34 protein-coding genes are annotated in these 26,629 nt (G+C 66.8%); 26 read left to right on the forward strand and 8 right to left on the reverse strand.

The window, feature by feature from the left end; translation table 11 throughout:
• Positions 1-23: 23 nt before the first annotated feature.
• Positions 24-1,922, reverse strand: coding sequence for a M1 family metallopeptidase (locus D4766_RS02585; RefSeq protein ID WP_120716039.1), 1,899 nt, complete (start codon positions 1,920-1,922; stop codon positions 24-26).
• Between the two features lie 150 nt (positions 1,923-2,072).
• On the opposite strand from D4766_RS02585, the gene D4766_RS02590 reads away from it, so the two are divergent.
• Positions 2,073-2,930 carry a glycoside hydrolase family 16 protein gene (locus tag D4766_RS02590; protein ID WP_234024865.1) on the forward strand — a complete coding sequence of 286 codons (858 nt, stop codon included), beginning with the start codon at positions 2,073-2,075 and terminating at the stop codon, positions 2,928-2,930.
• Between the two features lies 1 nt (position 2,931).
• On the opposite strand, the gene hemF is transcribed toward D4766_RS02590, so the two are convergent.
• A complete protein-coding gene (gene hemF / locus D4766_RS02595; RefSeq protein ID WP_120716041.1) occupies positions 2,932-3,801 on the reverse strand; it encodes an oxygen-dependent coproporphyrinogen oxidase in 870 nt (289 codons plus the stop codon).
• A gap of 46 nt (positions 3,802-3,847) precedes the next feature.
• Here hemF and pdeM point away from each other — a divergent pair, with 46 nt between their 5' ends.
• The 3 genes from pdeM (at position 3,848) to D4766_RS02610 (ending at position 5,858) form a co-directional block, all read left to right on the forward strand.
• Positions 3,848-4,555, forward strand: coding sequence for a ligase-associated DNA damage response endonuclease PdeM (gene pdeM, locus D4766_RS02600; RefSeq protein WP_120716042.1), 708 nt, complete (start codon positions 3,848-3,850; stop codon positions 4,553-4,555).
• 139 nt (positions 4,556-4,694) lie between these two features.
• Positions 4,695-5,174, forward strand: a complete 480-nt coding sequence (infC, locus tag D4766_RS02605) for a translation initiation factor IF-3 (RefSeq protein WP_120716043.1) — start codon at positions 4,695-4,697, stop codon at positions 5,172-5,174.
• A gap of 57 nt (positions 5,175-5,231) precedes the next feature.
• Positions 5,232-5,858, forward strand: coding sequence for a hypothetical protein (locus tag D4766_RS02610; protein WP_120716044.1), 627 nt, complete (start codon positions 5,232-5,234; stop codon positions 5,856-5,858).
• 10 nt (positions 5,859-5,868) lie between these two features.
• Here D4766_RS02610 and D4766_RS02615 read toward each other — a convergent pair whose 3' ends face one another.
• Positions 5,869-6,513, reverse strand: a complete 645-nt coding sequence (locus D4766_RS02615; protein ID WP_120716045.1) for a hypothetical protein — start codon at positions 6,511-6,513, stop codon at positions 5,869-5,871.
• A gap of 103 nt (positions 6,514-6,616) precedes the next feature.
• Here D4766_RS02615 and D4766_RS02620 point away from each other — a divergent pair, with 103 nt between their 5' ends.
• Together D4766_RS02620 and D4766_RS02625 are read left to right on the forward strand one after the other, a co-directional pair.
• On the forward strand, positions 6,617-8,035 hold the full coding sequence (locus tag D4766_RS02620) for an SLC13 family permease (RefSeq protein WP_120716046.1): 1,419 nt from the start codon (positions 6,617-6,619) through the stop codon (positions 8,033-8,035).
• A 139-nt stretch (positions 8,036-8,174) separates the two neighbouring features.
• Positions 8,175-9,473, forward strand: a complete 1,299-nt coding sequence (locus D4766_RS02625; RefSeq protein ID WP_120716047.1) for a cystathionine gamma-synthase family protein — start codon at positions 8,175-8,177, stop codon at positions 9,471-9,473.
• 39 nt (positions 9,474-9,512) lie between these two features.
• Here the strand turns inward: D4766_RS02625 and gmk are convergent, their stop codons facing one another.
• From gmk to D4766_RS02640, 3 genes are read right to left on the reverse strand one after another with little or no spacing between them, the layout of a single operon-like run.
• Complete coding sequence (gene gmk / locus D4766_RS02630; RefSeq protein ID WP_120716048.1) at positions 9,513-10,157, reverse strand: guanylate kinase; 645 nt, start codon at positions 10,155-10,157, stop codon at positions 9,513-9,515.
• Between the two features lie 49 nt (positions 10,158-10,206).
• On the reverse strand, positions 10,207-10,638 hold the full coding sequence (locus D4766_RS02635) for a hypothetical protein (RefSeq protein ID WP_234024866.1): 432 nt from the start codon (positions 10,636-10,638) through the stop codon (positions 10,207-10,209).
• A 43-nt stretch (positions 10,639-10,681) separates the two neighbouring features.
• Complete coding sequence (locus tag D4766_RS02640; protein WP_120716049.1) at positions 10,682-11,188, reverse strand: SspB family protein; 507 nt, start codon at positions 11,186-11,188, stop codon at positions 10,682-10,684.
• Positions 11,189-11,301: 113 nt separating this feature from the next.
• Between D4766_RS02640 and hisB the strand changes: the two genes are divergently transcribed.
• From hisB to pal, 15 genes are all read left to right on the forward strand, one after another.
• Positions 11,302-11,895 (forward strand): imidazoleglycerol-phosphate dehydratase HisB, encoded by a 594-nt coding sequence (hisB, locus tag D4766_RS02645; RefSeq protein ID WP_120716050.1) that lies wholly within the window; start codon positions 11,302-11,304, stop codon positions 11,893-11,895.
• 3 nt (positions 11,896-11,898) lie between these two features.
• Positions 11,899-12,528: an imidazole glycerol phosphate synthase subunit HisH gene (gene hisH, locus D4766_RS02650; RefSeq protein WP_120716051.1), complete on the forward strand. Its 630-nt coding sequence runs from the start codon at positions 11,899-11,901 to the stop codon at positions 12,526-12,528.
• A gap of 60 nt (positions 12,529-12,588) precedes the next feature.
• Positions 12,589-13,359 carry an SDR family oxidoreductase gene (locus D4766_RS02655; protein ID WP_120716052.1) on the forward strand — a complete coding sequence of 257 codons (771 nt, stop codon included), beginning with the start codon at positions 12,589-12,591 and terminating at the stop codon, positions 13,357-13,359.
• Positions 13,360-13,404: 45 nt separating this feature from the next.
• Positions 13,405-14,130, forward strand: a complete 726-nt coding sequence (hisA, locus tag D4766_RS02660) for a 1-(5-phosphoribosyl)-5-[(5-phosphoribosylamino)methylideneamino]imidazole-4-carboxamide isomerase (RefSeq protein WP_120716053.1) — start codon at positions 13,405-13,407, stop codon at positions 14,128-14,130.
• The gene (locus tag D4766_RS02665) at positions 14,127-14,369 is read left to right on the forward strand and encodes a hypothetical protein (RefSeq protein WP_120716054.1); all 243 of its coding nucleotides are present in this window, start codon (positions 14,127-14,129) and stop codon (positions 14,367-14,369) included. Before hisA ends, D4766_RS02665 begins: the two co-directional genes overlap by 4 nt.
• Positions 14,366-15,127 (forward strand): imidazole glycerol phosphate synthase subunit HisF, encoded by a 762-nt coding sequence (hisF, locus tag D4766_RS02670; protein WP_120716055.1) that lies wholly within the window; start codon positions 14,366-14,368, stop codon positions 15,125-15,127. Before D4766_RS02665 ends, hisF begins: the two co-directional genes overlap by 4 nt.
• Positions 15,128-15,232: 105 nt before the next feature.
• Positions 15,233-15,388: a PEP-CTERM sorting domain-containing protein gene (locus D4766_RS02675; RefSeq protein WP_120716056.1), complete on the forward strand. Its 156-nt coding sequence runs from the start codon at positions 15,233-15,235 to the stop codon at positions 15,386-15,388.
• 41 nt (positions 15,389-15,429) lie between these two features.
• Positions 15,430-15,762: a phosphoribosyl-ATP diphosphatase gene (locus tag D4766_RS02680; RefSeq protein WP_120716057.1), complete on the forward strand. Its 333-nt coding sequence runs from the start codon at positions 15,430-15,432 to the stop codon at positions 15,760-15,762.
• Positions 15,762-16,136, forward strand: a complete 375-nt coding sequence (locus tag D4766_RS02685; protein WP_120716058.1) for a histidine triad nucleotide-binding protein — start codon at positions 15,762-15,764, stop codon at positions 16,134-16,136. The genes D4766_RS02680 and D4766_RS02685 overlap by 1 nt, the downstream gene beginning before the upstream one ends.
• 64 nt (positions 16,137-16,200) lie before the next feature.
• The gene (locus tag D4766_RS02690; RefSeq protein ID WP_120716059.1) at positions 16,201-16,668 is read left to right on the forward strand and encodes a YbgC/FadM family acyl-CoA thioesterase; all 468 of its coding nucleotides are present in this window, start codon (positions 16,201-16,203) and stop codon (positions 16,666-16,668) included.
• The gene (gene tolQ / locus D4766_RS02695) at positions 16,665-17,372 is read left to right on the forward strand and encodes a protein TolQ (protein ID WP_120716060.1); all 708 of its coding nucleotides are present in this window, start codon (positions 16,665-16,667) and stop codon (positions 17,370-17,372) included. The genes D4766_RS02690 and tolQ overlap by 4 nt, the downstream gene beginning before the upstream one ends.
• Complete coding sequence (locus tag D4766_RS02700; RefSeq protein WP_120716061.1) at positions 17,372-17,845, forward strand: ExbD/TolR family protein; 474 nt, start codon at positions 17,372-17,374, stop codon at positions 17,843-17,845. The genes tolQ and D4766_RS02700 overlap by 1 nt, the downstream gene beginning before the upstream one ends.
• An 11-nt stretch (positions 17,846-17,856) precedes the next feature.
• Positions 17,857-18,765, forward strand: coding sequence for a cell envelope integrity protein TolA (gene tolA, locus D4766_RS02705; protein WP_120716062.1), 909 nt, complete (start codon positions 17,857-17,859; stop codon positions 18,763-18,765).
• Complete coding sequence (tolB, locus tag D4766_RS02710) at positions 18,762-20,135, forward strand: Tol-Pal system beta propeller repeat protein TolB (RefSeq protein ID WP_120716063.1); 1,374 nt, start codon at positions 18,762-18,764, stop codon at positions 20,133-20,135. Before tolA ends, tolB begins: the two co-directional genes overlap by 4 nt.
• Positions 20,136-20,199: 64 nt before the next feature.
• Complete coding sequence (gene pal, locus D4766_RS02715; RefSeq protein WP_120716064.1) at positions 20,200-20,715, forward strand: peptidoglycan-associated lipoprotein Pal; 516 nt, start codon at positions 20,200-20,202, stop codon at positions 20,713-20,715.
• Here pal and D4766_RS02720 read toward each other — a convergent pair.
• Positions 20,708-20,893 (reverse strand): hypothetical protein, encoded by a 186-nt coding sequence (locus tag D4766_RS02720; RefSeq protein WP_162935633.1) that lies wholly within the window; start codon positions 20,891-20,893, stop codon positions 20,708-20,710. The two genes, pal and D4766_RS02720, sit on opposite strands and share 8 nt — an antisense overlap.
• Before the next feature lie 104 nt (positions 20,894-20,997).
• Here D4766_RS02720 and D4766_RS02725 point away from each other — a divergent pair, with 104 nt between their 5' ends.
• Both D4766_RS02725 and D4766_RS02730 read left to right on the forward strand, forming a co-directional pair.
• On the forward strand, positions 20,998-21,531 hold the full coding sequence (locus D4766_RS02725; protein WP_120716066.1) for a J domain-containing protein: 534 nt from the start codon (positions 20,998-21,000) through the stop codon (positions 21,529-21,531).
• A gap of 112 nt (positions 21,532-21,643) precedes the next feature.
• Positions 21,644-23,803, forward strand: a complete 2,160-nt coding sequence (locus D4766_RS02730) for a prolyl oligopeptidase family serine peptidase (protein WP_234024867.1) — start codon at positions 21,644-21,646, stop codon at positions 23,801-23,803.
• A 110-nt stretch (positions 23,804-23,913) separates the two neighbouring features.
• On the opposite strand, the gene D4766_RS02735 is transcribed toward D4766_RS02730, so the two are convergent.
• Complete coding sequence (locus D4766_RS02735; RefSeq protein WP_120716067.1) at positions 23,914-24,363, reverse strand: GNAT family N-acetyltransferase; 450 nt, start codon at positions 24,361-24,363, stop codon at positions 23,914-23,916.
• A gap of 243 nt (positions 24,364-24,606) precedes the next feature.
• On the opposite strand from D4766_RS02735, the gene D4766_RS02740 reads away from it, so the two are divergent.
• The 3 genes from D4766_RS02740 (at position 24,607) to D4766_RS02750 (ending at position 26,583) form a co-directional block, all read left to right on the forward strand.
• Positions 24,607-25,005, forward strand: a complete 399-nt coding sequence (locus D4766_RS02740) for a PF20097 family protein (protein WP_325049104.1) — start codon at positions 24,607-24,609, stop codon at positions 25,003-25,005.
• Between the two features lie 130 nt (positions 25,006-25,135).
• The gene (locus tag D4766_RS02745) at positions 25,136-25,999 is read left to right on the forward strand and encodes a hypothetical protein (RefSeq protein WP_162935634.1); all 864 of its coding nucleotides are present in this window, start codon (positions 25,136-25,138) and stop codon (positions 25,997-25,999) included.
• 173 nt (positions 26,000-26,172) lie between these two features.
• Positions 26,173-26,583, forward strand: coding sequence for a hypothetical protein (locus tag D4766_RS02750; RefSeq protein WP_162935635.1), 411 nt, complete (start codon positions 26,173-26,175; stop codon positions 26,581-26,583).
• Positions 26,584-26,629 lie beyond the last annotated feature (46 nt).

Consider the following 26,629-nt stretch of genomic DNA (forward strand, 5'->3'; position numbering starts at 1 on the left):
AAGCGAAAACGCGGACGACCGCCTCAGCCCTTGGCGTTCACGATGCGATCGACCGCGCCGCGGGTCACCGCGTGATACCCCGGCCGGGTCGTGGCATAGATCCGCCTTGCTTGCGCACGGCCCCACTCGCCCTCGCTCCACATAGCCTGGAACAGCGGCCGCACGAACTTGGCCCGGCCCACCCGGGCAAGGAACGCCTCGGCCTGCGGCAACGCCGGCTCGTAGCGATTGGCAAGCGCGAGTTCGAGCCAGAGGAACACGATCTCGTTGTTCTGCGAACCCGACAATCCGAGCGCGCGGTCGAGGGTAGCCAACTGGGCGTTCGTGCGCTGCTTGGGAATGTTGTCGAGGAATCGCATCCGCTCGGCACTCGTCCAATCGGAATAGCGTGCGGGGATCGTGCCGGTCCGCTCATAGGCTTCGACTGCGGCATCGACCTCGGCGAAGGCGGCGGGATCGGGCCGCGCCACGTTGGCGGGCAGCCCCGGTTCGAAGATCCATTCGCGCAAGGCGAGCCGGTCCGCTTCCGCCTGAGATGCGACCAGGTTGCGCATCATGTCGTCGTAGAACATCTGACTCGTCGCCGGCTGGAACGCATGATTGTCGAACCACTGGCGTAGCCACGCGTCGAACCTCTCGCGTCCGACGATACTCTCGACCGTGCGTAGGAAGAAGTGACCCTTGTCGTAGGTGATCGCGCTGCCGATCTCCTCTCCCGAGGTCTTGTGGTGGAGCGCAGTGCCGGGTGCATCGGCGCCGACTTCGGCGAGCGTTTCCTCGATACCGGCAAAGGCGAGTGCCGCTTCCTGCTCGGCGCGTTTCTTGCCGTAGACCTGCTCGGTAATGCGGTTCTCGAAGTACGACGTGACGCCTTCGTTGAGCCAGCTGTCCGCCCACACCGCGTTGGTCACGAGGTTTCCGGACCAACTGTGCGCGAGTTCGTGCGCAACGAGTCCGTTGTTCGACCGGTCGCCGGCGATGAATGTCGGCGTGAGGAACGTCATCACCGGGTTTTCCATCCCGCCGTAGGGAAAAGACGGCGGCAGGACGATCATGTCGTACCGGCCCCAGCGATAGGGGCCGTAGAGCCCTTCGGCCGCCGTCACGAGGCTTTCGGTGTCGCCCACCTCCGCGGCTGCACGCGCTAGCGTGACGGGTTCGGCCCAGACGCCCGTACGCGGGCCGACCGACTGGAAGTCGATGTCGCCTGCAGCGATCGCGATGAGGTACGGCGGAACCGGCTTGTCCATCGCAAATCGGAATGCGCGACGACCGTTGCCTATGTCTTCGGGTTCGCCTTGCCGAACGCCGCTCATGATCACATCGAGCGGTTCCGGCGCGGTGATCCGAGCAGTCCAGGTCTGGCGGATACCGGGACTATCCTGCGTGGGAATCCAGGTGCGGTTGAGGATTGCCTGGCCCTGGCTGAACAGGAATGGATGTTGCTTGCCTGCAGTCTGTTCGGGGCTCAGCCACTGCAACGCCTCGGCCCCCGGCGCGGCCGAATACTGGATCCGGATCTTACGATTGATCGGGCCGGGCCCCATCTCGATCGTCAGCGGCGCACCCTTGTCCTCGACCGAGGTCCCTACCGTATAGGGCAGGTCTCTGCCTGCCATATCGGTGATCCGGGTGATCACGAGACCCCGATCGTCGAGCACCAGCGTCTGCGCATCGGGTGCTGCCAATACGTCGAGCGTCGCGGTGCCGCCCACGGCCTTTGCCGCGAAGTCGAGCGCGAGATCCAGATCGACGTGGGTTACCCGTGCCACTTGCGGCCGGGCAAAAGTCGCATCGTCGACCGCGTCGGCAGTGGTCAGCACGGGGGCGACCATAGCGGTCGTCGCGGGGCTTTCGCGGTTCATCGTGGTGCAGGCGGTGGCGGCGAGGAGGAGGGCGAGCGAACTCAACGGACGATACATGCGAATTCCCGGTTTGATGCGACGAAGGGCCAACGTGCGAGTTGCCCGGCGGCTCCCGAGGTGGCGCATCCGGCCCTTGGCAGCAACCCCGCAAGCCGATATGAGAACGTTATCAGAAGCGTCGGCATGGCGTGGTGGGAGGGAATTTCGATGAAGATGAAGCTCAGCGTCGCATTCGCGGCAATCGCGCTTGCCGGGTGCACGACAATCGGTCCGGATCGCCCGGCCACGCAGCCGGACGCGGGCCGCGCCCTCCTGTTCTCCGACGAATTCGACGGCACCGCGCTCGACCGCGCGAAATGGACCCCTATCGGGGCAGATTTCTGGGTCAACGACGAACAGCAGGCCTACCTCGACCGCCCCGATGTGATCGAGGTCCGGGACGGCAAGCTCGTGTTGACCCCGCGCTTCGCACCGGGGCTCGACACCAACGCGAAGCGCAAGGCCGATTTCATCGCCGGACGGATCGTGACCCAAGGCAAGTTCGAGTTCACTTACGGCAAGGCCGAGGCGCGCATCCGGATGCCCGACGCCGTCGGGGTCTGGCCGGCGTTCTGGCTGCTCGGCGGTGGCCAGTGGCCGAACACCGGCGAAATCGACATCATGGAATATATCGGCGACAAGTCGTGGACCGGCACCGCGATGCATGGTCCCGGCTATTCGGGCGAGACACCGTTCGTCGACCGGTTCTACTTTCCCGAAGGCGAAGACGTGACCGGCTGGCACACCTACGCAGCCGACTGGACGCCGGACCATGTCGAGTTCTCGATCGACGGCCGCCCGACCTACAGGGTGACGCGCGCGATGGTCGAACACTACGGCAAGTGGGTCTACGACACGCCCGAGCACATCATCCTGAACTTCGCGATGGGCGGTGCCTATCCGGGCAAGGTCAACGGCATCACGCAGCCGTACTACGGCATTCCGCAATCCACCGTCGACCGGGTGAAGCGCGGCGAACTGGCGATGGAGGTCGACTGGGTCCGGGTCTGGGGACCGCAGCGCTAGGTCAGCTCCACACCGCCCGCGGCGGCAGGCTCATCAGGATGGCGTCGATGTTGCCGCCGGTCTTGAGCCCGAACAGGGTGCCGCGGTCGTAGACCAGATTGAACTCGGCATACCGGCCGCGCCATTCGAGTTGCCGGCGTTCTTCCTCGGGCGTGAATTCGGACCGCATCCTGCGCCGCACGAGCCGGGGATAGACGTCGAGGAATGCGCGGCCGACATCCTGCGTGAAGGCGAAGTTGCGCTCGAACGCCGCGTCGCCGCCGTCGTCTCCGGTGCATTCCAGGTGATCGTAGAAGATGCCGCCCACTCCGCGTGCCACGCCCCGGTGCGGGATGAAGAAGTATTCCTCCGCCCATTTCGAAAACCGGTCGTAATAGGTCGGGTTGTGGCCGGCGCAGGCAGCGCGGAAGGCGGCGTGGAAGTCGGCCGTATCCTCGTCGTAGGGCAGCGGCGGGTTGAGATCCGCCCCGCCCCCGAACCACGCCTTGCCGGTGACGAGGAACCGCGTATTCATGTGCACCGCAGGCACATGCGGGTTGGCCATATGCGCCACGAGGCTGATGCCCGTTGCGGTAAAGCCGGGATTGTCGTCGTCGGCGCCGTTGATCGTGCTCGCGAAGCCGGGGGCAAAGTTCCCGTGGACGGTCGACACGTTCACGCCGACTTTCTCGAACACCTTGCCCTTCATGACACCGCGCACGCCGCCGCCGGGCTCTTCGTTCCCCTCTTCCTCGCGGCTCCACGGGGTATATTCGAAGGCTGCGTCCGATCCTGCCTCTCGCTCGATCGCCTCGAACTCGGCGCAGATCTGGTCGCGCAAGGTCTCGAACCAATCCTTCGCGCGGGCGGTATAAGGGGTCCAGTCGGTCATGCACGCCCCCTTGCCAAGCGGAATCCGGTGCTGCAATAGCGGGCCCATGGTTCCCCTTTCGTTCGCTGGCGAGGAATTCGCGATCACGCAGGGCCGCGCGCTGTACTGGCCGCGCGAACAGGCGTTGCTGGTGGCCGACCTGCACCTCGAAAAGGCGAGCTTCTTCGCCCGCCACGGCCAGTTGCTGCCGCCCTACGACAGCCGTGAGACGCTGGAACGGCTGGCCCTCGCCATCCGCGAGACCGGCGCGCGCCGCGTCTACACGCTCGGCGACAACTTCCACGATTCGCACGGGAGCGAGCGGCTGGAGCCGCACGCGGCCGGGATGCTGGCAGCGCTGACCCGCGCGACCGACTGGGTATGGATCACCGGCAACCACGATGTCGGCAAGGACGGCCACGCAATGGAGGCCAAGGTCGGCGGCACTCTGGCCGAGGAACTGCATATAGCCGGCCTCGTCCTCCGCCACCGCGCCACTCCGGGCGAGAAGCGTCCCGAACTATCGGGCCACTACCACCCCCGCCTCCACGTAACCGTCCGCGCCCGCAAGATACGCCGGCCCTGCGCGGTGATCAGCCGCGACGGCGACGGGTCGGGCCGGATGATCCTGCCTGCCTACGGCGCGCTCACCGGCGGAATGGATGCGGCGGACCCGGCGATCCTGAAGGCCCTGCAGCCGGCCCGCGCGATCGACGCGGTCGTCCCCGCCGGTGGCAAGCTTGCCACATTTCCCCTGTGGCGTGCAGCCGCCTGAGCGACGCCCCTTTCGCGCGGCCGCATTTCTCCCTAAGTAGCGCGGCACAAGAAACGGCAATTCAGGAGACTGCCCCATAGCCCGTCCCCCCCGGCGCTCGTTACAGCCGCCCGTCAAGAGCGGCCCGCGCTACGATAACATGATCCAGTCGGACAAGGTCCGCGTCATCGACGAGAACGGCGAGAACCTCGGCGTGATGTACACTCGCGAGGCGATCGAACAGGCCGCCGACGTCGGCCTCAACCTCGTCGAGATCTCGCCCAACGCCGATCCGCCGGTCGCCAAGTTCCTCGATGTCGGCAAGCACCGCTACGAGGCGCAGAAGAAGGCGAACCACGCGCGCAAGACGCAGAAGACGCAGGACATCAAAGAGATCAAGATGCGTCCCAACATCGACGATCACGATTACGATGTGAAGATGCGCAGCGTGAACAAGTTCATCGGCGAAGGCGACAAGGTCAAGATGACCCTGCGCTTCCGCGGCCGCGAGATGGCGCACCAGGAACTGGGCGTCGAACTGCTCCGCCGGGTACAGGAAGACGTTACTGAGATCGCCAAGGTCGAGGCGTTTCCCCGCCTCGAAGGTCGCCAGATGGTGATGGTGCTCGCACCCAAGTAAGCGGAACTACCGGGCGACCTGGCCGGTTCAACCGACAGGTCGCCACCGGAGGTCCCCATGTTTCGCAACCCTCGCCTCGCTCTGCTGTCCGGCGCGCTGGCTCTCGCCGCGTGCCAGCAGCAGGCGCAGTCCGCCGGCAATATCGTGGGCGAGGAAACGGCTTCCGTTGCCGGCAGCACCGTAAACCGGCCTTCGCCCGCCCCCACCCTTCCGCCAATGACCGATCCGGAGCCGACCGGCACCAATCCGTCCAAGGCCGATCCGTACGCGGGTACGAACGACGGCTATCCCGACCTTGCCCCCTCTCCCACCGTGCCGGACAAGGCGAAGACCGAGACCGGCGCGCGCGCGGTGCTCCTGTCGTGGGCGCGCGGGATCGAACTGCGCGAATTCGACCAGTCCTGGGAGATGATGGGCGAAGCGGCCCGGTCGCAGACCTCGAAGGCTGCATTCAACGCGATGTTCGCGCCGCTGCACGACATCGTGGTCGCGGTGCCCGGCGGGCAGATGGAGGGGGCGGCGGGATCGTCATACTACACCGTGCCAACGACCGTGACCGGCACGGCGCGCGACGGCTCGAAAAAGACCTACAGCGGCGAGGTGGTCCTGCGGCGGGTCAACGACGTGCTTGGCGCCACGCCGGAGGAACTGGCGTGGCACATCGAGCGCGTGAATTTGCGCTAGCTGGTCGTTATCACTCGATCCGGTAATCGATGATTGTGAAGCGGGCCGGTGCAGTCGCGTAGACCCCGTGGCCGAGCCCGGAACTCGAACCGAAGACGAACCCGACCTTGTCCGCGTTAGCCAGCGCGCGGTTGAAGGCCGCCGGATTGGCCGACCGTTTCCACGCGACGACCGCATTCCATTCCTCGTCGAGGTCGACGGTCACGGTATGGGTCCCGGGCTTGAGCGTCGAAATGCGGTTGTTGGGCGAATACCAGCGGTAGGTTTCGTAGGGCCCGCGAGCGGTCCAGTTATCGCCGCGTTGCTGGAAGAACAGCGAGAGCCAGCCTGGTCCGCCATTCTCCTGCCCGTAGAACCGCGTGCCCGGTGCTGCATCGATCCGATACGTCAATGTCAGCCGGCTCGCGCCTTCGAGCGAGCGGACGGGAAAGGTCACGGCATGTACGTGGCCGTTTGCTCGGCTCGGACCGGGAAATGCAAAGCTCGGCCCGTCGCGGGTCGGCTGCAGGGTCGAGGGCATACCGACCGAGTAGTTGCGTCCCTTGATGACCGGCCCGATCGACCACGCCTCGGCGGGAACCTGGGCGGCGACGGCGGTGCCTACCACGGCGGCTAGCGCGGCGACGGGGGCGAACAAAGCGAGCTTCTTCTTCATGACGGAATGCCTAGGGCGAGCCTGTTGACCGGCGCGTGAACCCGGCGGTTGCCTGCGCTTAAGGTTGCGCTAGGGTCGCCGGCGGAGAGGGGAGACACCGCGCATGAACGCACGCAGCATCGGGTTTGTCGCGGGCCTTGTCGCCTTCGCGCTGACGGTCGTCCTGCCAGCCCCCGCCGGGATGCCGCCGCAGGCGTGGCTCGTTGCAGGCCTAGTGGTCTGGATGGCCGCATGGTGGATGACCGAGGCGCTGCCCCTGACCGCCACCGCGCTGTTGCCGTTCCTTGTCATGCCCATGGCGGGCGTGATGACGGCCAAGGAGACGGCCAGCACATACTACGACCCCATCCTGTTCCTCATCCTCGGCGGGGCGTTCATCGCACTCGCGATCGAGCGGACCGGGCTTCACCGCAGGCTGGCGCTGGCGTTGCTAAAGAACGCCGGCGGGGGCGGTGACCAGCGGCGGCTCCTCCTCGCATTCATGGCGGCCGCGGCGATCCTGAGCATGGTGATCTCCAACACCTCGACCGCGCTCATCATGATGCCGATGGCCGCGGCGGTCCTGGCGGGCGGCGGGAGCGACGCAAGCAATGCCGACGGCCTCTCGGGCGCGCTGCCGATGGGGATCGCCTTCGCAGCGTCGATCGGGGGGCTCGGCACCATCGTGGGCTCCCCGACGAACGCGATCGCGGTCGGCCTCATCGACGAGCTGACCGGCACGCGCATCGGCTTCGCCCAATGGACGCTCTACGGCCTGCCGGTCGTCGTCCTCGGCATTCCGCTCGCCGCGTGGCTGATCGCGCGTGTCCAGCGCGTGACCGAACACCCGTTCGACGTCGCTGCCGCGCGCGCCGCGATCGACACGCATACCGCATGGACCACGCCCGAACGGCGGCTACTGCCGATCATCGCGCTCGCATTCGGACTGTGGCTTGCACAGCCGCTGATCGAGCCGCTGGTGCCCGCCGGCGCGTTGACTGACGGGACGATCGCGGTCTTCTGCGGCTTGCTGCTGTTCGTCCTGCCCGACGGGACGGGCCGCCCGCTGCTGACCTGGCTGGAGGCGAACCGGGCACCGTGGGGCGTCATCATGATGTTCGGCGGCGGCCTTGCGCTTGCTGCCGGGATGAGCCGGTCGGGGCTTGCCGACTGGCTCGGCCAGTCGCTGCTGCCGCTCGCCGCGGTGCCGCTGATCGTGGTCGCGCTGGCGGTGGTCGCGCTGATGATCGTGATCACCGAATTCGCCAGCAACGTCGCGACCGCCAGCGCGATCATGCCGGTGGTCGCCAGCCTCGGCGTGGCGCTGGGCGCGGACCCGGTGCTGCTTGCCATGCCCGCCGCGCTCGCCGCCAGCTGGGGCTTCATGCTGCCCGCCGGGACCGGACCCAACGCGATCGCGTGGGCGACCGGGCGGATCGCCCTGCCTCGCATGCTCGCGGCGGGGCTATGGCTCGACCTTGCCGGCGCGTTCCTGCTGGTCGGTGCCGTATGGGGTATGGCGGCCCTGACCGGTATCGGTTGAAATCGGTTTCGTGCGGCGCTACCCGCCGGGCCTTCCGGCGAGCCGGCGGAGATGCGCTCTGCGGAGGTTAGAGCGCGAGCGCCCCGGCCTCCCTCACCTCTGGGTCCCGCCTCCCTGGGACCGACAGGCAGGAACCGCCATGGCCGATCCCAAGACCCCCCCGCGCAAGCCCAAGAGCACCGTCACCCGCATCGGGAACCGCGAACTTTCGCCCTCCACGCTGATGATGGGTGCAGGCTACGACCCGGCACTATCGGAAGGCAGCCTCAAGCCGCCGATGTTCCTCACCAGTACTTTCGCGTTCGAGAATGCGGCCGCCGGCAAGCGCCACTTCGAGGGCATCACCGGCAAGCGTCCGGGCGGCGCAGAAGGCCTCGTCTATTCCCGCTTCAACGGCCCGAACCAGCAGATCCTCGAAGAACGCCTCGCGATCTGGGACGGCGCGGAGGAAGCGCTGTGCTTCTCGAGCGGCATGACCGCGATCTGCGTGCTGATGCTGGCGCTGTGCAACGCGGGCGACGTGATCGTCCACTCTGGCCCGCTCTATGCTGCGAGCGAAGGCTTCGTCGCCAAGCACATGAGCCGGTTCGGCGTGACGTATGTGGACTTCCCCGCCGGCGCGACGCGCGAGGAAATCGACGCGGTCATCGCGAAGGCGAAGGCGCAGGCTGCCGATCAGGGCGGCAAGGTGGCGATGATCTATCTCGAAAGTCCGGCCAACCCGACCAACGCGCTGGTCGACGTCGAGGCTGTGGCGGCGGCGCGCGACGCGGCGCTGGGCCCCGATTGTCCGATCGCGATCGACAACACCTTCCTCGGTCCGCTGTGGGCCAAGCCCATCGACCAGGGGGCCGACCTCGTCGTCTATTCGCTGACCAAGTACGTCGGCGGCCATTCAGACCTTGTGGCGGGCAGCGTCTCGGGCGCCAGCAAGTGGGTGACGCCGGTGCGCATGCTCCGCAACACGATGGGCGGCATCGCCGATCCCAACACCGCGTGGATGCTCCTTCGCAGCCTCGAAACGGTCGAACTGCGCATGAGCCGGGCGGGTGAGAACGCGGTCAAGGTCTGTGAATTCCTGCGAGGCCACCCGAAGGTGGAGGGCCTAGGCTACCTCGGCTTCATCGAGGACGCGCGGCAGAAGGACATCTACGAGCGCCACTGCAAGGGCGCCGGCTCGACCTTCAGCGTGTTCATCAAGGGCGGCGAGGCCGAATGCTTCCGCTTCCTCGATTCGCTGACGATCGCCAAGCTGGCGGTCAGCCTCGGCGGCACGGAAACCCTCGCCAGCCACCCGGCTTCGATGACGCACCTGTCGGTGCCCGACGAGCGCAAGGTAAGCCTCGGTATCAGCGACAACCTGGTGCGGATCAGCATCGGCATCGAGGATGCCGACGACCTCATCGCCGATTTCGCACAGGCGCTCGACGCGGTCTGAGGCAGCTTGGTGCAGGCCTCGGGGCTGGGCCCCGAGGCCTCAGCCGCCCATCAGTTCCCGAACGAACGGGATGAGGCCGGTCTGGCGGGTGCGCTCCATCCGCTCGGCATGAAGGATCTCGCGCACTTTCGCGAAGCACGCGTCGACATCGTCGTTGATCACGACGTACTCGTATTCCGCCCAGTGACTGATCTCGCCGCGGGCGCGGTCCATGCGGCTCGCGATGACGTCGGCGCTGTCCTGCGCGCGCGATTCGAGGCGGCGACGCAGTTCCGGCAGGCTGGGCGGCAGGATGAAGACGCTGACCACGTCCTGACGGTCCTTCTGGTAGAGTTGCTGCGTGCCCTGCCAGTCGATGTCGAACAGGAAATCCTGCCCGTCCTTGAGCGCCCCGCGGATGTGCCCCTTGGGCGTACCGTAGCGGTGGCCGAAAACGTGGGCCCACTCGTAGAAATCGTCCTCCTCCACCATCCGGTCGAAGGTCGCCTCGTCGACGAAGTGATAGTGGACGCCGTCGATTTCCCCCGGCCTTGGCGTTCGGGTCGTCGCGCTGACCGACAGTTTGATGCTGTCCTCCGCTTCGAGAAGCATGCGACTGATCGTCGTCTTGCCGGCGCCCGACGGAGACGACAGTACGAACATGAGGCCGCGGCGCTTTAAGGCTTCGGATTGGGTATCGGGCATGGCCGCTCTTGCGCCCGAGCGGCCCGGCGAATCAACCCCCGCGACGAACCTATTCGTCGACTTCCGTCTTGCGCAGCGCCTTGTCGCCCGCGCGCTTGGCCGAGCGGCGCGACTGGCTGCGATCGAACAGCGTCTTGGCGAGCAGCCCGCCGCTCACGAGGATCGCGCCGGGCACCGAGCGGGTGGCGAAACGCGAGACAGCATAGCCGGCCAGCGCCTGCTTGACCGAGCGGTTGTCGACCATCTTCTGGGCGCTGTGTTTGCCATAGCGATTGGCGAGCAACCCCTTCTCCAGCGTCGTGCGCATCAGCCGACCGCCGGCGCGCAGCAGCACGTCGTGGATGATGAGATTGGTCGCAGGGTTCGGACTGGGCCCGGGCACGCCGGTGTCGTTGCCGCTCGCTTTGGTAATCGCCCGGTCGACCGCGCGACTACCCTTGCTGCTGATCCGCGCTCCGAGCTTTTTCGTTTTGCTGGCCACCGCCGCTCCCCTGCTGAGCGGCGCCGGAAGGTGGGCCGCGAACCTACTTCTTGCGGCCGAAGTCGACCGTGACGACGTTCGATCCGTCGTCGCTTTCAGTAACGGCGGGATGCGGCGCCTGTTCCGGCGAGTCGTTCTCGGCCGCCTCATGCGCTTCGGGCATCATGTCGGCGACGGTCGCCTGGAACTGCAGGCCGAAGTCGACCGCCGGGTCCACGAACGCAGTGATCGCCGCGAACGGTATCTCGAGCTTGGCAGGCACCTGGTTGAAGGTGAGTCCGACGGTGAACCCGTCGTCGTCCACGCCCAGATCCCAGAATTTGTTCTGCAGGACGATGGTCATCTCGTCCGAGAACCGCTCCTTGAGATGGGGCGGGATGGATACACCGGGCGCGCCGGTCTTGAAGGTGATGTAGAAGTGGTGGTTGCCGGGCAGCGTGCCGCCCGATGCCTGCACCTCGCCCAGCACACGGCCGACCACGGCGCGCAATGCTTCCTGCACGATCTCGTCGTAGGGGATCAGGCTGTCGGGGGCTTCGTCGTCGCTCATCGCGTGCACAGGTGGCTTGGGCCGCGGGCGCGGTCAAGCGGCAAAGCGGCTGACGATTGTCGACAAGCGGGGATTGCTTGCACCGCCCCGCCCGCCGCGTATAGGCCCGCCGCATGCGGACCGGACGTATCGAGCGCAACACAAGCGAAACAAGGATCCTCGTCGAGGTCGATCTCGATGGGACGGGTGCGTACGACGTATCCACCGGTATCGGTTTCCTCGACCACATGACCGAGCAGTTCAGCCGCCATTCGCTGATCGACGTGACCATGCGCGTGGAAGGCGACCTCCACGTCGACCAGCACCATACCACCGAAGACAGCGCCATCGCGCTGGGCCAGGCGCTCGCGCAGGCGCTCGGCGACAAGGGCGGGATCGGGCGTTACGGCAGCGTCTATTCGCCGATGGACGAGACGCTCGCCCGGGTCGCGCTCGATATTTCGGGCCGTCCCTATTTCGTGTGGCGGGCCGCCTTCACCCAGGAAAAGCTGGGCGAGTGGGACACCGAGCTCGTCGAGCACTGGTTCCACTCCATCAGCCAGGCGTGCGGGATCACGCTCCATTGCGAGCTCGTCTACGGCACCAACAACCACCACATCTGCGAGGCGCTGTACAAGGGCTTCGCCCGCGCCATGCGCACGGCGGTGGAGATCGACCCGCGCAAGGGCGGTGCGGTGCCGAGCACCAAGGGCCAGCTGGGCGGCTGACGCATGGCCGAAGCGATCGCCCTCATCGACTACGGCGCGGGCAACCTCCATTCGGTGCACAACGCGCTTCGGGCGGCGGGCGCGGGTCACGTTCACGTGACCGCCGATCCCGACATCGTGCGCGGAGCGCAGCGGATCGTCCTGCCCGGGGTGGGCAGCTTCAAGGCCTGCGCCAACGGCCTGAAGGCCATTCCCGGCCTTGTCGAGGCGCTGGAGGAGCGCGTGCTCGAAGGGGGCGTACCGTTCCTCGGCATTTGCGTCGGGATGCAGCTTCTCGCCACGCGGGGGAAGGAACACGGAACGACCAGGGGGCTCGGCTGGATTGCCGGGGAAGTCCGGCCCATCGAGCGCAGCGATCCCGCCATCAAGGTGCCGCACATGGGCTGGAACGACGTGCGGCCCATGCGCCACGCGGACGGCGCGTCCCTGATCGAGGCAGGCGAAGCATACTTCCTGCACTCGTTTCACTTCGCCGTTGCCGACGGTCATCACGTCGCCGCGATGACCGACCACGGCGGCGGACTGGTCGCGGCGGTGGCGCGCGACAACATCGTCGGAGTGCAGTTCCACCCGGAAAAGAGCCAGGCGTACGGCCTCGATCTGCTCGCCCGGTTTCTCGACTGGCGGCCTTAGCCTCGGAACACCGGCCTGCCGCGTTCGTCTCTTGCCCGTAACCCCGAGGAGACGAACACGATGGCCGATGCCGATACCCGCAACCTGTCCGATGCCCACACCGCGCGCACTCCGCTGGAAGGGCGCAAAGCCATCATCACCGGCGGCACGACGGGGATCGGCCGCGCGATCGGCATCCTGCTCGCAAGCTACGGCGTCGAGATTTTCACCTGCGGCCGCACGCAAGCCCATCTCGACGACGCGCTCGAACGGATGAACGAGGTCGGCAAGGCCGGCGGCATCGCCTGTGATGTCTCGGACCCCGAACAGCTCGACCGCTTCTTCGCGCAGGCCGACGAAACGCTGGGCGACTGGGACATCGCGGTCGTCAACGCCGCCGTCCCGGCCGAAGGCGTGACCGACATGAGCGAGGACGAGATGCGCTACGCCATCGCGACCGACTTCACCGCCTATCTCGTCAGCGCGCACAAGGCGGTGGCGAAGCTGAAGGACAAGGGCGACATCGTCCTCATCGGGTCGTACTCCACCCACAAGCTTGGGCCCGGCTCGACTGTCTATGCGGGCTGCAAGGCTGGCGTCCACGGGTTCGCCGAGGCCCTTCGGCGCGAGGTGTCGGAGGACGGCATCAAGGTCAGCCTCGTGGTGCCCGCGCTCACCGGCAGCGACTTCCAGTATCCCGATATCCCCGCCGACGAGCAGCGCGAGAAGATCAACGCCGAAGAGATGCTGCGGGCCGAGGACATCGCGGTCGCAGTGCACTTTGCCCTCACCCAGCCGCGCCGTGCGGTGATCCAGGAAATGGTCGTGATGCAGCGGCAGACCGACGCCTGATTGAGACGCTTTGCGCGGCCCCGCCGCGCTGCTAGGCGCGCGGCCATGATCGTCTTTCCCGCCATCGATTTGAAAGCTGGCGAGGTCGTCCGCCTCGCCGAAGGCGATATGGACCGCGCGACCGTCTACGGCAGCGATCCCGCAGCGCAGGCGCTGCTGTTCGCCGAAGCGGGTGCCGAACATCTCCACGTGGTCGATCTCGACGGCTCGTTCGCCGGACGGGCCGAGAACCGCGCGGCGGTGGAAGCCATTGTGTCCGCGTTTCCCGGCTGGGTGCAGCTCGGTGGCGGCATCCGCACGGCAGAGGCGGTCGAGGGCTGGTTCGACCTCGGGGTGGCGCGGGTCGTGATGGGCTCGGCGGCGCTCAAGGACCCGCAATTCGTCAAGGACATGGCACGCGAGTTCGAGAACGGCATCGTCGTGGCGGTCGATGCGAAGGACGGCATGGTCGCGACCGAAGGCTGGGCCGACGTCAGCGACGTGCCGGTGGTCGATCTCGCCCGCCGGTTCGAGGATGCCGGCGTCGCCAGCCTGCTGTTCACCGACATCGGCCGCGACGGAATGCTGAAAGGGATCAACATCGACGCAACCCTCGACCTCGCGCGCAGGGTCGATATCCCGGTGATCGCCAGCGGCGGGGTCAAGGGCATCGACGACATTCACATCCTCTCGCTCCACGCGAAGGAGGGTGTCGAGGGCGTGATTACCGGCCGCGCGCTCTACGAAGGGCGGCTCGACCTCGCCGCGGCGATCGCGATGGCGAACCGGTGAGCGCAGGTCTTTCGCGCCATTTCCTGCCCGCCGTAGCCGGCGCGCTGGTCTCCTTTGCAGTCCGCCTGGCCGTCGGCGATCTGGAGATCGCCCTCGTCGGTGTCGTGGTCTTCTTCGCCATCTATGCCGTGCTGGCCCTGCTGACCCGGGCGATGAACAAGCCCGCCGCGCCCACTGCCTTCGCGGTCATATCGGCCGTGGCCACGACCGTCGCCTTTCTCGTGAGCCATTCGTCATGACCGTCCGCATCCGCGTCATCCCCTGCCTCGACGTGCGCGACGGGCGCGTGGTGAAGGGTGTGAACTTCGTCGACCTGAAGGATGCCGGCGATCCGGTCGAGCAGGCAAAGGCCTACGACGACGCGGGCGCGGACGAACTGTGCTTCCTCGACATTTCGGCCAGCCACGAAGGGCGCGGCACGCTGCTCGACGTGGTGCGGCGCACGGCGGAAGTATGCTTCATGCCGCTCACCGTCGGGGGCGGGGTCCGCTCGGTCGAGGATGCCCGCGCGCTGCTCCTGGCGGGCGCGGACAAGATCGCGGTGAACAGCGCCGCGGTCGCGCGGCCCGAACTGGTGGGCGAGATCGCGGCGAAGTTCGGCAGCCAGTGCGTCGTCGCCAGCGTGGATGCGCGGCGCAGCGGGGCGGGCTGGCAGATCTTCACCCACGGCGGGCGCAAGCCGACGCATATCGACGCGGTCGAGCACGCGGCGAAACTGGCCGAACTGGGCGCAGGCGAGCTGCTCGTCACCTCGATGGACGGCGACGGGACGAAAGCCGGCTACGACCTCGCGCTCACCCGCGAGATCGCCGATGCGGTCTCGGTTCCGGTCGTCGCCAGCGGCGGGGTCGGCAACCTCCAGCATTTTGTCGAGGGGGTGACGCTGGGCCACGCGAGCGCCGTTCTGGCGGCCAGCATCTTCCACTTCGGCACGCATACCATCGCCGAAGCACACCAGGCGCTGCGCGATGCAGGCCTCCCCGCACGCGGCGTCTGATCGAACCGCCGCCGACTTAAGCGGAACCGCCCGTTGCGTCCCGCGCCGGTACACGGATTACGCGGCGGTTGGCGAATCTGCGCGCGAAGCGTTGGGCTGGCCCGCATGGACCATGTAGCCACGTCTCTCCTCCTCGCGCTCACCGCTCCGGTGCAGGCCGCAGGGACGGTGGTGACCGAACCGTCCACCCTCGCCCTCTTCGCGCTCGGCATAGTGGGCGTTATCGTGGGCCGTCACGGTTCGCGCGGCAAGCGCGACTAGCGCCTTGACCTGACCGGCCCGCTGCCGCCATGCCGCCGCGCATGGACACGCTCGCCCGCCTCGAAGCCACCATCGCCAGCCGCCTCGCCGCCGGCGACGCCAGCGCCAGCTACGTCGCGCAGCTTCATGCGCGCGGCCTGCCGGTCGTCGCGCGCAAGCTGGGCGAGGAAGCGGTCGAGACGATCGTCGCGGCATTGTCGAGCACGCGCGAGGACCTGATCGGGGAAGCGGCCGACGTATTGTTCCACCTCCTCGTCCTGCTGGCCGAAAAGGGCGTCACGCTCAACGAGGTGCTTGCCGAACTCGACCGTCGGGACGGCGTGTCCGGACTGGACGAAAAGGCCGCGAGGCCGAGCGCAAGCGAGACAGCCTGATGCCGATCGACCCCACCCTCCCTTACGACGAGGCGAACATCTTCGCGAAGATCCTGCGCGGCGAAATCCCGTCGAAGAAGGTCTACGAGGACGATCACGCCCTCGCCTTTCACGACATCGCCCCGCAGGCTCCGGTGCACATCCTCGTGATCCCCAAGGGTGCCTACGTCAGCTGGGACGACTTCACCGCCAAGGCGTCCGATGCCGAGATCGCGGGGTTCGCCCGCGCAGTCGGGCATGTCGCGCGCGAGGCGGGGCTGGTCGATGCGGGATACCGCGTACTTTACAACGTGGGAGTCAACGGCGGGCAGGAAGTGCCCCACCTCCACGCGCACATCTTCGGCGGCAAGCCGCTCGGTCGGATGATCGGGTGAACGACACCACCTGACTTTCGTAAGCTTGCCAGCGGACTCGCGCCCCGTCTAAGGCCGCCTTCGCATGAGCGTACAACCCACATTGCCGGGCGGAACCATCGATGGCGCCCGCCACCTATTCGCGGTGCGCGCGTATTACGAGGACACCGACCTGTCGGGCATTGTTTATCATGCCAACTACCTGCGCTGGTTCGAACGCGCCCGCAGCGACCTCGTCCGCATGCTCGGCATCGACCAGCGCGCGGCGATCGAAAGCGGCGAAGGCGCTTACGCCGTGGCCGACCTTCACATCCGCTATGCCCGCCCGGCGAAGCTCGACGACACGATCGTGATCGAGAGCACCTGCACCGAAATGGGCGCGGCGAGCGTCCGCATCCGGCAGAGGGCCGTCCGGACCGCAGAAGCCGGGGACGGCGAACTGATCGCCGAACAGGTCGTGCGGGTCGGCTTCGTCGATCCCGCCGGTCGCCCGCGCCGCCAGCCCGCCGAATGGCGCGCGGCGTTCGCCAAGTTTTCCGAAGGACACAAATGACCGATCTCATCACCCTCGCCGCGGCCACGGCCGGCCCCGGCAGGCTCGACCCCGTCCAGCTGTTCCTCGATGCCGACATCGTCGTGCAGGCCGTCATGCTCGGGCTGCTGCTCGCCAGCGTGTGGACCTGGACGATCATCGTCAGCTTCAGCATGCGGATGGCCGCCGTCCGCCGCCGCTGCCGCGACTACGAGACCGACTTCTGGGAAGCCGACAGCTTCGACGCGCTGATGGCCAAGCGCGGCAAGAAGGACATCGCCAGCGCCCGCGTCGCCGCCGCCGGCATGCGCGAATGGAAGGCGTCGGTGAAGAATGGCCGCGTGGCCGACCGCGACGGTCTGCGCCAGCGTTTGGCGGGCGCGATGCACGGACAGGTCGCCGTGGAGGCCGACGAGCTCGCCAACCGCCTCAACTTCCTGGCCACGGTGGGGTCGGTCGCGCCCTTCGTCGGGCTTTTCGGCACCGTCTGGGGCATCATGAACAGCTTCTTCCAGATCGGGCAGCAGCAGAATTCCAGCCTCGCGGTCGTCGCGCCGGGCATTTCGGAGGCGCTGTTCGCGACGGCGATCGGCCTGTTCGCGGCGATCCCGGCGGTCATCGCCTACAACCGCTTCAGCCATTCGGTGAACGCGTTCGAGGCGCGGATGCAGCGCTTCGCCGACCGCTTCCACACCAGCCTCAGCCGCGAGATCGAGGCGCACTGATGGCAATGGGCCTTCACCGCGCCGGTGCCCGCGGGGGCAGCCGCGCCCGCACCCCGATGGCGGAAATCAACGTCACCCCGCTTGTCGACGTAATGCTGGTGCTGCTGATCATCTTCATGGTCACCGCGCCGCTCCTCACCGCCGGTGTCCCGATCGAACTGCCCGACAGCCGCGCCAATCCGGTCGACCAGGATCCCGAGCAGGTGACCATCTCGATCGACCGCGACGGATACATCTTCATCGACAAGGCGCGGGTGGAGGTTGGCGGCTTCCCGCAGGCGCTCGAAAGCGTGCGTCCGGCGGGCGGAGAGCCGCCGGTCGTCACCCTGCGCGCCGACAAGGGGTTGGACTACGGCCGGGTCATGGCGGTCATGGGCGAACTCAACCGGGCCGGTTTCAATTCGATCAGCCTGGTCACGAACGGATCGGTGCCCGCGGACGCGGTCATGGGCGGTTCAGTCGAAGCGCCATAGCCCCGCGTCAAATGGTATTCGCCGATCTCCGCACCGAAGAGAAGCTGGGCCTCGGCATAGCGCTCGCGCTGCACGTGGCGCTGGCGGCCGCGCTGCTGGTGCAGCCGGAAACGCGCGCCGTGGTGCCGCCGGTCGAGAAGATGACGGTCAACCTCACGACCGACGTGGGCCTGACCGCGACCGCGCCCGATCCCGTTCCCACCAGCGCGGCGGCCAGCGCGCCGGTGTTCTCGCCCGAACCCGCCGCGCCCGAGCCGGTCGCCGCCCCCGAACCCGCCCCTGCGCCGGAGCCATTCGTTCAGCCGCGGCCGGAACCGCCGCGAGCCAAGCCCGTCGAGCGCGCGGTCGCCAAACCGCAGCCCGCGCCGGTCCGCAAGCCTGCGACCAAACCGCAGCCCAAGCCGGTCGAGCGTACCGCCGCGGCCCCCCAGCCCAAGGCCCAGCCCAAACCTGCGACCCAGCCGCGCCGCGTCGCGAGCACAGCCACCCGGCAACCGAGCACGTCGAAGCCTGCCGGTGCCAGCCGCGTCGGCAGCGATTTCCTCGCCGGGGCGGGCGACAGCACGACCACCCGCGAGACGCGCACCCCCGCCAGCCAGATCGGCGCGAGCGCAAAGGCCAGCCTGTTCCAACAGATCGCCAAGGAACTGCGCCCCAAGTGGCAACCGCCCAGCGGCCCCGAGGTCGAGAAGCTGGTGACCAAGGTCCGGTTTCGCCTGAACGCCGACGGCAGCCTGATCGGCCGGCCCGAAGTCGTGCGCCAGACGGGTGAGACCGACACCAACAAGCCCCAGGCCAGCCGCCACGCCGAACAGGCCATCCGCGCGGTGCAACTGGCCGCCCCGTTCGACTTGCCCGAGGAATACTACGAGGCATTCAAGGTCGTGACGGTCGATTTCGATTGGAAGCTCGCACAATGAAATTGCTCTTCGCCACCCTCCTCATGCTCTCCGCAGCGCCCGTCATGGCCCAGGACCTGGGGCAAAAGCCGCCGAGCGATACGCCGGTCGTGACCACCGAAGAGGAAGGCCTGTCGGGCTCGGTCAGCTTTGAAGGCAACCTGGAAGACCTCGGCATCGCCATCCCCGGCTTCGCGACCGACGCCAACGCGCCGACCCCGGCCAACGCCAGCGGCACCGCCGCGCTGGGGCGGGAACTGGCGCAGGTGGTCTTCAACGACCTGCGCAACAACGGCCTGTTCAAGCCGACCGGCCCCGCCGGCCTGCCGCAGCCGACCTATCCCGAGATCACCTCGCCCGCCTGGGGCACGTGGACCGGGCGCGGCACAGAGATGCTGGTGCAGGGCTACGTCCGCGCCGCCGGCGACGGGCGGCTGACGGTCGGGTGCTATCTCTACGACGTGGCGCTCAACCGCGAACTGGCGCGCGCGGGCTGGGTCGTCACCCCCACCGACTGGCGCCGCGCGGCGCACAAGTGTGCCGACCTCGTCTATTCGCGCCTGTCGGGCGAAAGCCCGTTCTTCGACAGCCGCATCGCCTACATCGCGGAGACGGGGCCCAAGGACAACCGCGTCAAGCGGCTAGCCATCATGGACACCGACGGGGCGAACCACCGCTTCATCACCACGGGCCGCGCGACCGCGCTGACCCCGCGCTATTCGCCCGACTACCGCAGGCTGATGTACCTCTCCTACGTCGACGGCAATCCGCGCATCTACACCTACGATATCGGTACCGGCCGCCAGACCCTCGTCACGCAGAGCCGGAACCCGACCTTCGCCCCGCGCTGGTCGCCCGACGGGCGCTCGGTACTCTATTCGATGGCCGTCAACGGCAACACCGATATCTACCGCGTCAGTGCGGAAGGCGGCCAGAGCGTGCGGCTGACCGACGGACCGGGCATCGACATCGGCGGATCGTATTCGCCGGACGGCCGGCAGATCGTGTTCGAGAGCGATCGCTCGGGCAACCAGCAGTGCTACGTCATGAATGCGGACGGGTCGAACCAGCGCCGCATCAGCTTCGGCGACGGGCGCTGCGCCACGCCCGAATGGAGCCCGCGCGGCGACCAGATCGCCTTCACCAACGCCAGCAGCTTCAACATCTCGGTCATGTCGCCTTCGGGCGGCGGGGTGCGCACCCTCACCAACGGCTGGCAGGACGAGGCCCCGACATGGGCGCCCAACGGCCGCGTGATCCAGTTCTTCCGGACCGAGCGCGGCTCCGGGCGCACGGGGCTTTACCAGGTCGATCTCACCGGCAAGAACCTGCGCAAGCTGACCACGCCGGTCGACGGTTCCGACCCCGCCTGGGGACCGATCCTGCCGTAAGCGCATTCGTATCATATCCAATCCGTGCGGGTCGCGCCGCCTGAATACCCTGAGGAGACGCCTTATGAACCGCAACGTCCTGCTCGCCGGCCTGATGGCCGGGACCGCCCTGCTCGGTGCGTGCAAGAAGGATCCGCCGGCCTCGCTGCCGCCCGAGCCCGAGGCCACCACCAGCACCGCCAATCCGGGCGACATGACCGGCGGGGTCGCGCAGCCGGGCTCACAGGAGCATTTCGTGCAGGGCGTGAACGGTCAGAACGTGATCTACTTCGACACCAACCGCTACAACGTCGACAGCGCCGATGCCGCCGCCCTCCAGACGCAGGCGATGTACCTCGGCCAGTATCCGCAGGTCACGATAACGATCGAAGGGCACGCCGACGAGCGCGGCACCCGCGAATACAACCTGGCGCTGGGCGAACGGCGCGCGAATGCGGCGAAGAACTACCTTGTCGGGCTCGGCGTATTGGCGGCCCGCATCAGCGTGGTAAGCTACGGCAAGGAACGCCCGGTCGCGCTGGGTTCGGACGAACAGGCGTGGGCGCAGAACCGCCGCGCCGTCTCGGTCGTCGTCAACTGAGGGGGATGAGCGTCGGCAGCGCCGGCAGGTGCGGCAGTTCGAGCCCGGCTTCCATCGGGATCAGCCCCGCCCCGCCGCGCGCGCCGTCGCCGATGGCCGGCGCCGACAGCGCGAGCGCACTCATGGCCAGAACACTGGCAACGGCGGCGAATACGAACTGCTTGCTGGGTCTGGGCATCGTGCGTTTCATTTAGGAACCTGATTTTCGCAATGCAACAAAACCCTTTCCGATTGGTTCCTGCGCGCCTTTCCTTCCCTTCGCCGGGTGCCTAGGTAGCGGCGATGGTTGGCGCACGCAGATCCATGGACTGGGGCTTTCCCCGCTGGCGCGGCTACAGCGAATCGCGCGAAGCGGCGACGGTGCGTATGTGCGACCGCCACGGCTGCGATCAGGCGGGCATCTGCCCCGCCCCCAAGAGCCCGAACAGCCCCGACAAGTGGATGTTCTGCCAGAAGCACGCGGCCGAATACAATTCGAAGTGGGACTACTTCGAAGGCCTGTCCAAGGAAGAGGCCGCGAGCCGGGCCGCCGACGAGAAGCGCGACAATGCCGGCTATGCCGAGGCGAGCCACTACGGCTGGGCCGGCAGCGGCGACGGCAGCCGCAGCGCCGACGAGATGCGCGCGCTGGAAGCTCTCGAACTCGAGGCCGACGCCGACTTCCCGGCGATCAAGAAGGCTTACCGCGAACGCGCGAAGAAGGTCCACCCCGACGTCGCCCCCGGAGACGCGGCCGCCGCCGCCGAATTCCAGAAGCTGCAGGTCGCCTACGAAGTGCTTCGGCAGGCCGAGGACCGGCGCGAGTGGAAGGGCTAGGCCCGGATCGGACGCGTTCACCCGGCTGAACCGCCGACCGGCATCGACCGGCGACAATTGCCACGCTGCGCCAAGGCGTTAGACTGTCCCCGGATTCCAGGGGAGAACACCGTTGAAACTTGCCTCCGCGCTCGCCATCGCCGTTGCGATGACCGCCACCACCACCGGGCCCGCCGCCGCGCAGGACGCCGCCGCCGCCACCAGCACTACCGCCGCCAAGGCGACGCCCGCCGGCATCCCGACCGCCGCGGACGATCCGTTCATCTGGCTGGAGGAGGCGCGCAGCGAACCCGCCCTCGCCTGGGTGCGCGCAGAGAACGAACGCTCGCTGCAGACGCTGGGCCAGGACCCGCGCTTCGCGACCCTGCAGGCCGAGGCGCTTTCGATCCTCGACGCAAAGGACCGCATTCCCGGCGTCGGCTTCACCCCTTACGGCCTCGTCAATTTCTGGCAGGACCCGGCCAACCCCCGCGGCCTGCTGCGCGTCACCACGCTCGACAGCTATCGCACCGACAACCCGGTGTGGGAAACCATCCTCGACGTCGATGCCATCGCCAAGGCCGAAGGGCGCGAGTGGGTCTACAAGGGCATGACCTGCCTGCCGCCCGCCGGCACCCGCTGCATGGTCGCGCTGAGCGACGGCGGCAAGGACGCGACCGAACTGCGCGAATTCGACATCGCCACCCGCAGCTTCGTGAAGGACGGGTTCTTCCTCCCCGAAAGCCAAGGCGGCGTGCAGTGGCTCGACCAGGACACGCTGCTCGTCAGCCGCAGCTTCGGCGACGACACCATCACCGAGAGCAAGTACCCCTTCACCACCCGCGAATGGAAGCGCGGCACCCGGATCGAGGACGCGCCCGAGATCTTCCGCGGCCAGCCGAGCGACGTGTCCTCGCAGGCGTTCCTGCTGCGCGACAACGAAGGCACCGTCCACGCCCGCGCGGCGCGCCGCGGCACATCGTTCTTCGAGAGCGACAACTTCGTCTGGTCGGGCGGCGAATGGCTGAAGCTCGACATGCCGAAGAAGTCCGGCTTCGGCGGCATCATCGACGGCCAGTTGCTGTTCTCGATCAGCGAACCGTGGACGATCGGCGGCACCACCTACCCCACCGATTCCATCCTCTCGGCCGATCTCGCGGCGTTCAAGGCCGATCCCAACGGCGCGCCCAAGACGCTGGTGTGGAAGCCGGCCGAGCGGCAGACCGCGCAGGGTATCTCGACGACGAAGGATTCGCTCTACGTCAGCCTGCTCGACAACGTGCGCGGCAAGGTGCTGAAGTTCGACCACGACGCCAGCGGCTGGCGTTCGGTGCCGGTCGACCTACCCGCGAACGCCACGCTCGGCGTTGCGGCCGCCTCGGATGAAACCGGCGAAGTGATGTTCGCCTCGACCGATTTCCTTACTCCCTCGCAGGTCTGGTACACCGACGGCACCGGCAAGCCCGCCCTGCTGAAGACCAGCCCGGCCCGCTTCGATCCCAAGGGGCTGGAGATCAGCCAGCACGAGGCGACAAGCAGGGACGGCACGAAGATCCCCTACTTCGTCGTTTCGAAGAAGGGCGTGAAGATGGACGGAAGCACGCCGACCCTCCTGTACGGCTACGGCGGGTTCCAGAACGCCATGCTGCCCAGCTATTCGGGCACGATGGGCAAGATGTGGCTGGAACGGGGCGGCGCCTACGTGCTCGGCAACATGCGCGGCGGCGGCGAGTTCGGGCCCGACTGGCACCAGACCGCCATGCGCGAGAACAAGCAGCGCACCTGGGACGACTTCATCGCCATTGCCGAGGACGTGCAGAAGCGCGGCCTCACGTCGCCGCGGCGCCTGGGCGTGATGGGCGGCAGCCAGGGCGGCCTGCTCGTCGGCACCGCGATCACCCAGCGGCCCGAACTCTTCAACGCGGCGATCGTGCAGGTCCCCCTGTTCGACATGCTTCGCCTGACCGAGATCGGCCGCGGGGCGAGCTGGGTCGGCGAATACGGCGACCCGCGCATCCCCGAACAGCGCAAGTGGATCGAGGCATACTCGCCCTACCAGAAGCTGACCGAGAGCGTGACCTACCCCGATCCGTTCTTCTGGGCGAGCACGGCCGACGACCGCACCCACCCCAGCCACGCCCGCAAGGCGGCGGCCAAGATGAGCGCGATGGGCAAGCCGTACTATTACTTCGAGGACATGACCGGCGGCCACTCCGGCGGCGTCGACAACGCCCAGCGCGCCAAGATCCAGGCATTGCAGTACGTGTACCTGATGCAGCGCCTGATGGACTGATGCGGTCATCCGCGGTCCGCTTTCTGCCTTACCGGGCCGGAAGCGGACTGTCGGCTAACGACCCCGTTTCGGTCGTCTCGAACGTTCTAGCCTGACTGCGAAAGCCGCCATCAACCCGGCCGTCGCATCGCCACGTAGCCTACGCGCAAACCTCCCCTAAATCCGAGTCCTTCGTAGAACGCGTGCACTCTGGGATCTGCGCGCCCACTTTGCATCAGCACATGATGGCAGTCCAACGACCAAGCATGGTCGAGCGCCCGAGACACAACAGCTTTGCCAAAGCCCTGGCCTTGGTAACTTGGATGAGTCATCACGTTCTCAAGAAAGCCATGCGAGCGCCCAAGTCTTAAAAGGTTTGGGGCGGTAATCAGCATGCAGGTCGCCGCGATGATTTCATTTGAAGGCGCAACAAAAACGAAGACGTTCTCGCTTGCCAGCGTTTCATCCCAGATGCGCGTTGCTTTCTCGACTGGCTGCGCAAATTGACTGACTTTCGACGCGCTAAAGAGCCTGAGAAGGGCATCGAGGTCCGATTGCACGGCGAGACGAACGTCAGGCATTTCAATTTCCAGGTGAGGATGTCACGGTCTTTTTGCCGGAAAGCCGCCGGTCAGCAACCCACCCCAGTCGCGGACGATCACGCTTGCCCTCGCCCCGTTCGAAACCCGACAGGCAGTTCGGCCCTGGTATTTTAAAAAGCGGGCTGTCTGGCAGCGACCCATTGCAAACGTTCACTGATTTGACGGAGACAAGCTGGTGGGTCCATCATAAGAACAATTCCCGGGACGGAAGCGAGGATCAAGATGGCAGATTGTCCTAAATGTCGCGGACGGATGACCCAAGGCTTCGTCCATCTGCCGGATACCGGAGGGCGGGTAAAGTGGATGGACGGCGAGCCCGGTTTCTGGACCGCCGTCATGGGGGGGTTGGGTAGCAGGAAGTCAGCGGAACTGAACTCTCGCCGGTGCACACAATGTGGTTTCGTTGAGTTCTTCGTCGACACTCAAGCAAAGCCGGTCAAGACGCTCAAGTCGATCGACGAAGAAAACGAGCGCCTGCGCAACCTTGTAACCAAGCTTCAGGAGCGCGTCGTGACCCTGGAAACAATAGCTACCGATCCGGCAGAGCGCATCGCTCGCGAGATCGAGAGTATGCGCGCACTACCTCCTTCGACAGGCAGTTCGAAGCACGAAATTGAATGATACGAAGCTCCGTAACGAGCGCCGGCTTTCACGCCGATTGCGGATTGTGCCTTGCAGATCGACACGGAAAGGGGTCACGTCGGCTGAATCCTGATATGTTGCCCGGAGAGCCGGCATGAAACATTCCTGTGTGCTAGCTACCGTTTTGATGGCTGCGCCGGCGCTGGCCCAGGAGACGCCGCCTCCCGGCCCCGACAGCGAGATCCTGGTGACAGGCGCACGGGAAGGACAAAGCGGGCAAGCCAAGCAAATCAACGAGTTCGTTGGCGCTATCTCCACAGAGGGATGGGACAGTCCGATGACACGGTTCGAAAGAATCTGTCCCGGGGTTATCGGTCTTCCCGCAGCCCAGAACTTCCAAATCGCCGCGCGTATCCGCGCGGTCGCAACGGCTGCCGGTATCGAAGTTGCGAAAGAGGAATGTCGAGCGAATATCCGCGTGGTCGTGATCCCGAACAAGGAAGAGATGCTAACGGCATTAAGAAGCAAGCATCCCATCCTCTTCCGCGACCATGATAATCGGCCGGTGGAAATCGTCGAGGAAGACGGCCCAGTAACCGCGTGGCATGTCAGACAGAAGCTGGATCGGCAGGGCAACATCCTTGAACCGGATGCCAGCGGCAAGACATCGATCTACTTCGATGGCGCATCGCCGCGCGTCCTCGCCCTGTATCGCCCGGTGGCAATTGGCGCGATGATCCTGATGGAACAAAGGGGATTGATCGGCCTCACCACCACGCAGATTGCCGACTACGCCGCGATGCGCGCCTTCACCACCATCCATCCGCAGCGACTGTCGCGCAGCAATGCGCCGAGCATACTGCACGTGATGGACAGCAAAATCGGGGACGACACGCCCCCATCGCTGACGCAGTGGGACTTTGCCTTTCTCAAGAGCGCGTACTCTGTTCCGCCCTACAGTTACTCCAATTCCCAACGCGACCGCATACGACGAGCGATCAAAAAGGAACTGAACACACCGCGCAGGCAATAGCCTCGGTTGTCCAGTAGGCGGCAACCTTTTGCGACAACGCGATGGGGGTAACGCTGCGCCCGGCGATGCCCCGCCAAACCTCTTTCCTACAGGCGGCCGATTGTGGCTTACCCTCCGGGATGCCCGCCCCGCCCGTCCACACACTCCGTCGCAAGCCGGGGTGGTTCCATCCCGTGCCCGGCCGTCCGCGTGCAGACGGGTGGACGGTCGAGCGGCAGTGCGGATTCCTTGCCGGGCTCTATCTGACCGGATCGGTCGCGGCGGCAGCCCGCGCGGTCGGGATGAGCCGGAAGAGCGCCTACCGGCTGCGGGCCCGTGCCGGGGCGGAAGGGTTCGCACGGGCGTGGGACCGGGTTCTCACCCCTCCGGGTTGCGGCCATGCGGGCCGGGCCGGGGCGGCCGATCGGAAGGTCACACTCGGCGACCTCCAGCGGCGGATCGGACACGGGCTCGTCGCGCCGGTCGTCCATCGCGGGCGGATGGTGGGTATTCGTAGAAAGCCCGACAATACAGCGCTCTTGCACTATCTCCGCCGCACCGATGCGACCGCGCGCCGGGTCGCAGCAGCGGGTATGTGGCCGTGAGCGGCATTTTGCGAAAAACACCCCGAATGCGTGACACGCGGGGCGC

The sequence above is a fragment of the Tsuneonella amylolytica genome, assembly GCF_003626915.1.
Taxonomy (GTDB): domain Bacteria; phylum Pseudomonadota; class Alphaproteobacteria; order Sphingomonadales; family Sphingomonadaceae; genus Tsuneonella; species Tsuneonella amylolytica.